This is a genomic window from Chelativorans intermedius (genome assembly GCF_025398255.1).
In the GTDB taxonomy this organism is placed as follows: Bacteria; Pseudomonadota; Alphaproteobacteria; order Rhizobiales; family Rhizobiaceae; genus Chelativorans; species Chelativorans intermedius.
Genome location: NZ_JAODNW010000102.1, coordinates 1 through 635 on the forward strand (window position 1 = coordinate 1; position 635 = coordinate 635).

Genomic DNA, 635 nt, shown 5'->3' on the forward strand with positions numbered 1-635 from the left:
GCGGCTGATTTCACCATTGGGTTAGTCAGAACGTGATCCTCAAAAAGATTCCGAAGCAACGCCACGACCTTGGTTTGCGGCGCGTCCTGCGGCTCGTAGCGAGTGAGCAGATATCGAACAAAATCGAACTTCAGGGCGCCACCGGCGTCGCGTACCACACCGAGCAGATCGCGGGTCATGAGCAAGAACTGGCTCATGGAGGATACATCGAGCATCTGCGGATGCACTGTCACGATCATCGAAGTCGCCGCGCAAAGACCGCTAAGCGTCAGAAATCCAAGCTGGGGAGGGCAGTCTATCACGACGACATCGTAGTCGTCGGCGACATCATCCAGCGCGCCGGCCACCCGCGCGAAGAAGAGGGTGTCATCCTCGGAACGGCTTCCGTCAGCCAACGCCTTCGGGGTCGTATGCTCGAACTCCATGAGTTCAAGATTGCCGGGCACGAGATGAAGCCCGTCGAAGTAGGTCTCGCGGATCACCTCGCGGAGTGACCGCCTGTCTTCATCATACCGTATCGCGGCGTAGAGCGTTTCATTGTGCCCGACGTGCATTTCCGGGAGTACCCCGAGCAGCGCAGACAAGCTGGCCTGCGGATCCAGGTCGATGGCCAGCACTCGATAACCCTGAAGCGC

At 59.1% G+C, this 635-nt stretch carries 1 protein-coding gene; it reads right to left on the reverse strand.

Going from position 1 to position 635, the window contains the following annotated elements; translation table 11 throughout:
• Window positions 1–635 (reverse strand): plasmid partitioning protein RepA (gene repA, locus NYR58_RS20510; protein WP_261522961.1); only part of this gene is annotated, 635 nt, incomplete at both ends.